The organism is Streptomyces niveiscabiei, assembly GCF_001419795.1.
Classification (GTDB): Bacteria; Actinomycetota; Actinomycetes; order Streptomycetales; family Streptomycetaceae; genus Streptomyces; species Streptomyces niveiscabiei.
On sequence record NZ_LIRL01000162.1, the window covers coordinates 1 to 5,409 of the forward strand.

The window sequence follows — 5,409 nt, forward strand, 5'->3', positions numbered from 1 at the left end:
GGGCGGGCTCCGTGGTGAGCGGCTCGGCCTCAGGAGTTACGCCGTCGGTGGGGGCCGACGTTGCTTCGGGGGCGTCGTCGGACGCGGGGGACGGCAGCTCCGGCTTGGCCTCGGGCTCCTCGGGGGTGGTCGTGGGGAGTACCGGTACTACGGGGGGTGCCGGGATCTCCGCAGGGGAGGTCTCGGTTTCCGCCGCCGGTTCCGGCGTCGGCTCGGCGGCCGGCGTTTCCGTGGGTTCCGCCGACTCGGGCTCGGTCTCCTCCTGGGCCTGCGCCGTGTCCACGGCCTCCGCTTCGGCGGCGGGCTCCTCGGCGACCGGCGCTTCGGTGACCTCGGGCTCGGTGTCGGTCTCGGCTTGGGCTTCCGTGGCGGCCGGCGTCTCGACGGGCTCGACCTCGGCCTCCGGCGTCTCCGTGACCTCGGCCGCAGCCGCAGGCGCCTCGTCCGCCTCGGTCTCCTGGGGGACCTCCACAGCCCCTACGGCGGAGGTAGTACCGGCGTCGGCCTCCTCCGATACCTCAGCGGTACCGGGGGTACCCGTAGCTCCCGCGACCGACTCGGCCTCAGCCGGAGCTTCGACGCCGGCGTCGGTCCCGGCCCCGGTCTCCGGCTTCGCCTCGGCCGAGACCTCCGCCGTCTCAATCTCGCCCTTGGCCGCCCCCTCCGGGGACCGCGTCGGTGTCGGGACCTTCACGTTGTCGAAGGCCGCCGCGACGAGGTCGTGCTCGGACGAGTCGGACTGGCGGGGCTCGGGGACGGGCGAAGGCGCGGGGGCCGAGGAAGGAGTCGGCGCCGGGGAAGGAGCGGGCGCCGGTGTGGGGTCCTCGACCGGGCTCTGCGCCGCAGGCTCCTGCTGGGAAGGGACCTGGTCCGCACCCTCTGCTTCGGCGGCACGCTCCTTGCGTGACCTGCCGAACGCGTTTCGCAGGAGAGTGAGAATACCCATGTGCGCAACCCTTCGCGTGAGTTGAAGCCCGTCAATCCCTGGCCAGGACGGACACGTAAGGTTAGCGGCCCCACATGGCGATCATGGGCAGGGGTGAGCGGGAAAAGGGGCCGGGTGTCAAACACCCGCCACCGACCGGCGGCAACGTAAACCGGCCAACTCCACGTCCCCACAAGGGTGTTCACCGAAGGGCCCGGCAACACCCCGCACGTCCCCCACCCGTTCATCCACCGTTCACTCACCAGCCCCACTCCGGCACAAAGGCACCCCTAGCGTCACGCTGACACCAAGGGCACGCAAGGGGAGAGCAAAGTGCGCAAGCTGCTGCCGATCATCACCACGCAGACCGGTTCCCATCCGGGCGGCCGATCCGCCCTGACCTGCCGTTTCCGGTGTGGTGACGCCTGCTTCCACGAGGTGCCCAACACCAGCGACAACGAGTACGTCGGAGACGTGATCGCCGGTGCGCTCAGCCGCCGCGCGATGGTGCGGGCCGCCGCCGTGGTCACCGTCGCCGCAGCGGCCGGCGCGGCCACGGTCACGAACGCGCCGTCGGCCGACGCCTCCCCCCTCGCGGCTAAACCGGTAGTACCCGGGAGCTACGGCAACCCGTCCGGGCAGGCCGCCCGCGGCCTCCGGTACGGCGCCGTCGCCCCCAACCGCACCGACGCGGTCGTCATACCCGAGGGCTACGGGCAGAACGTCGTCGTCCGCTGGGGCGAGCCCATCGTGAAGGGCGCTCCCGCGTTCGACCCGGAGAACCAGACCGGTGCCGCGCAGGCCGGCCAGTTCGGGTACAACAACGACTTCCTCGCCCTCCTCCCCCTGCCGGGCGAGTGCGACCGCCAGCTCCTCGTCGCCAACCACGAGTACACCGACGAGATCCTCATGTTCCGGGGCTACGACCCGGCGAACCCGACGCGTCAGCAGGTCGAGGTCGCCTGGGCCGCGCACGGCCTCGCCGCCGTCGTCGTCCAGGAGGACCGCAGGACCGGCAAGCTCACCGTCGTACCCCGCCACCACCTCAACCGGCGGGTCACCGCGACCACCGAGTTCCGGCTGACCGGGCCCGCCGCCGGGTCCGACCTGCTGAAGACCTCCGCCGACCCGACCGGCCGCAAGGTGTACGGGACGCTGAACAACTGCTCCGGAGGTACGACACCCTGGGGTACGACGCTGCACGGCGAGGAGAACTTCAACCAGTACTTCGCGAACTCCTCGCGCGCGACCGACAAGCGGTACGGCATCGGCACCGGCGCCACCGAGCGCAAGTGGGAACGCTTCGACAAGCGGTTCGACATCGCGCAGGAGCCGAACGAGGTCCACCGCTTCGGGTACGTCGTCGAGTTCGACCCGTACGACCCCTCCTCCACGCCGCGCAAGCACACCGCGCTCGGCCGGTTCAAGCACGAGGCCGCGACCGTCCGCCTCACCGCCGACGGGCGCCCGGTGATCTACTCCGGCGACGACGAACGCTTCGACTACTTCTACAAGTTCGTCGGCAGCAAGCGGATGAAGCGCGGTTCGTCGCGTGCCGTGCGCGAGCACAACCTCTCGCTGCTCGACGAAGGCACCCTGTACGTCGCGAAGTTGACCGGCAACTCGCCCGCGATCGAGATCGACGGGACCGGAAAGCTGCCCGCCGACGGGGAGTTCGACGGCAGCGGCGAGTGGATCCCGCTGGCCACGGCGACCGCGAAGGGCGCCGTCTCGCACGTCGAGGGCATGACCGCCGAGGAGGTGTTCGTCTTCACGCGGCTCGCCGGGGACAAGGTCGGCGCGACGAAGATGGACCGGCCCGAGGACATCGAACCCTCCCCCGTCACCGGCAAGGTGTACGTCGCGCTCACCAACAACTCGAACCGGGGCGTCGGTTCGAACGCGAAGGCGGACGAGGCGAACCCGCGCAACGCCAACAAGCACGGCCACGTACTGGAGTTGACCGAGCACCGGGGCCGTCCCGAGTCGCTGAGGTTCGGCTGGACGCTGTTCCTCGTCGCCGGTGACCCGAACGACCCGAACACCTACTTCGCCGGATTCCCCAAGTCCGCGGTCAGCCCCATCTCCTGCCCGGACAACGTCGCCTTCGACCCGCACGGCAACCTGTGGATCTCCACCGACGGCAACCAACTCGGTTCCCACGACGGCCTGTTCGGCGTCGCGACCAAGGGCCCGCGCCGGGGTGAGCTGAAGCAGTTCCTCACGGTGCCGACCGGCGCGGAGACCTGCGGCCCGCTCATCCAGGACCGCCGCGTCCTCGTCTCCGTCCAGCACCCCGGCGAAATCGACGGCGCCTCCGTCGAAAAGCCCGCCTCCACCTGGCCCGACGGCCCCGGCAAGATCGTCCGCCCCGCGGTCGTCTCGGTCTGGCGCACGGACGGCCGCGACATCGGCGTTTAACTCCCGTATGCCTGGCCGGACTTGTCCGGCCAGGCAGCGAACGCCCAGTCGACCCCCGCCCCCGCCGAGAACCGCAGCCTCCCGGCGGGGGCGCCCCCGCGCGCCACGGAAACCGCCTCGCTCACCCCACAGGGGTACGACTACGGTCGTCACTCATGAGTACTACGACCCTTACCACCACCCTCTGGCGTCCCACCGGTCCCGAGGAACTCGCGTTGGTCGAGGCGAGTGGGTGGACGGCGTGGCCGCCTCGGCTGGCGGAGCAGCCGATCTTCTATCCCGTACTCAATGAGGACTACGCCGTACGGATCGCGCGGGACTGGAACGTGCCGGCGTCGGGGGTGGGGTATGTGACGCGGTTCGAGGTGGAGAGCGCGTTCTTGGCGCGGTATCCCGTGCGGCAGGCTGGTGGGAAGACCATTCTGGAGCTGTGGGTGCCCGCGGAGGAGCTGGATGAGTTCAACGAGCACATCGTCGGACGCATCGAGGTCGTCCGGGAGTTCCGCTGACCCGGCCGCACGGCCCTGGGGGAGGACAGCCGGCGCCTGGTGCGCGGGCCTGGTGCTGGCCGGGGTGAGCGTGATCGCCGGCTGCCGGGCCACCGGCACCGACGCGGTCACCCCGGTACCCCAACTCCTCGCGTTCCTCCCGTGGTTGCTGGTCCCCGCGACCGCCGCCGCCCTCCTCTCCCTCCTCGCCCGCTGGTGGCCCGGCCTCCTCTGGGCCGCCGTCGTCCTCGGCTCGCTGGCCTGGTTCCTCCAGCCGTACGGCACCGCTCGCGAACCGGGCGGCCCGGTCGCCGCCCGCCTGGAGGTGCTGACCTCCAACGTCGAGTTCGGCTGGGCCACCGACGCCCTCCTGCGGGCCGTACGCCGCGAGAACCCCGACATCGTCTTCGTCCAGGAGTGCGAGTACGGCTGCCAGGCGACCCTGCGCCGCGAACTCGCGACCCCCTACCCGTACCGCCAGGCGGTCGAGGGTGATACCTCGGTAGGGTCCGTCATCCTCAGCCGCTACCCCCTCACCCCGGCCGCGACGATCCCCGCCGAGATGGGCATGCCGGGCGCGGTGGCCGACGTCGACGGCACCGCCGTACGCCTCCAGCTCGCCCACCCGAAACCGCCGTTGCCCGGTCAAGTTGGCCTATGGAAGCGTGAGTTGGGCCGCATCCAGGCATGGGCGGCCCGGCAGACCGGACCCGTAGTACTCGCGGGGGACTTCAACGCCTCCCAGGACCACGCCGCCTTCCGCCGCATCCTCGGCACGGGCCTCCACGACGCAGCCCGCCTCACCGGAAAGAGCCACGAGCCGAGCTGGCCCTCAAGTACTACCCCCACGTTCGGCACCCAGATCGACCACGTCCTGCTGAGCGACGACTTCTCGACGTCGCACGCACGCTTCCTCGACCTGCCGGGTACGGACCATCGCGCGCTGCTGGTGAACATCGCCCTGCACCGGCGGGGCTGAACAGCATCCGGGGGTGCCGGGCTCTGTGCGGGGGGCCTCCACGGACGCCGCTGACCCCCTCCGGCGGCGAGTCCCGTGCGGACGCCGCTGGTCCTCAGCGGGGGGGGGTAGCCCCCCGAAGCAACCTCGCCCCCTCACACCCGGGTCCGCACCACCCGCGTCACCCACGTAGCCCCCGCGACCACCAGCCCCCCGGCCAGCAGCAGCCACGACGCCGTGCGCAAGGTCTCGGTCAGCGCGTCGTACACGGCCGCCGCGGCGAGCCGGTGGGTCGGGTCGGTGAGGCCGTCGAGGGTGAGGTGACGGGCGACCGCGACCGCGAGCCCGAGCAGCGCGCCACCGAGCGCCGTACCCAGGGCGGTCGCCGTCAGGGCCCGGCGCCGGCACCCGGCGACCGCGATACCGGCCCCGGCGAACGCCACGGCCGCGACGGGCAGCCAGAACCCGGCGACGTCCAGCACGTGATACCCACGGCGTAGGGCGTCCAGGTTCTGCCGGGGCAGCAGGGTCACCGGGGAAGACGCGAACGAGCCGTGCCCGACGGCGAGTTGACGCTCCGAGGTGCCCTCCGATCGCATGCCGCCCACCCCGCGAGC

At 71.6% G+C, this 5,409-nt stretch carries 3 protein-coding genes and 2 pseudogenes; 3 read left to right on the forward strand and 2 right to left on the reverse strand.

Annotated elements, in window-relative coordinates; genetic code table 11:
• Nucleotides 1-946: pseudogene (locus AOK24_RS48400) on the reverse strand (hypothetical protein); the annotation flags it as partial.
• Nucleotides 947-1,258: 312 nt separating this feature from the next.
• On the opposite strand from AOK24_RS48400, the gene AOK24_RS09070 reads away from it, so the two are divergent.
• The 3 genes from AOK24_RS09070 (at nt 1,259) to AOK24_RS09080 (ending at nt 4,813) form a co-directional block, all read left to right on the forward strand.
• Nucleotides 1,259-3,346, forward strand: coding sequence for a PhoX family protein (locus AOK24_RS09070; RefSeq protein WP_055719540.1), 2,088 nt, complete (start codon nt 1,259-1,261; stop codon nt 3,344-3,346).
• Between the two features lie 155 nt (nt 3,347-3,501).
• Nucleotides 3,502-3,855 carry a hypothetical protein gene (locus tag AOK24_RS09075; protein ID WP_055719541.1) on the forward strand — a complete coding sequence of 118 codons (354 nt, stop codon included), beginning with the start codon at nt 3,502-3,504 and terminating at the stop codon, nt 3,853-3,855.
• The gene (locus tag AOK24_RS09080) at nt 3,800-4,813 is read left to right on the forward strand and encodes an endonuclease/exonuclease/phosphatase family protein (protein WP_055719542.1); all 1,014 of its coding nucleotides are present in this window, start codon (nt 3,800-3,802) and stop codon (nt 4,811-4,813) included. The genes AOK24_RS09075 and AOK24_RS09080 overlap by 56 nt, the downstream gene beginning before the upstream one ends.
• Before the next feature lie 134 nt (nt 4,814-4,947).
• Here AOK24_RS09080 and AOK24_RS09085 read toward each other — a convergent pair.
• Nucleotides 4,948-5,409 (reverse strand): annotated as a pseudogene (locus tag AOK24_RS09085) (hypothetical protein); the annotation flags it as partial.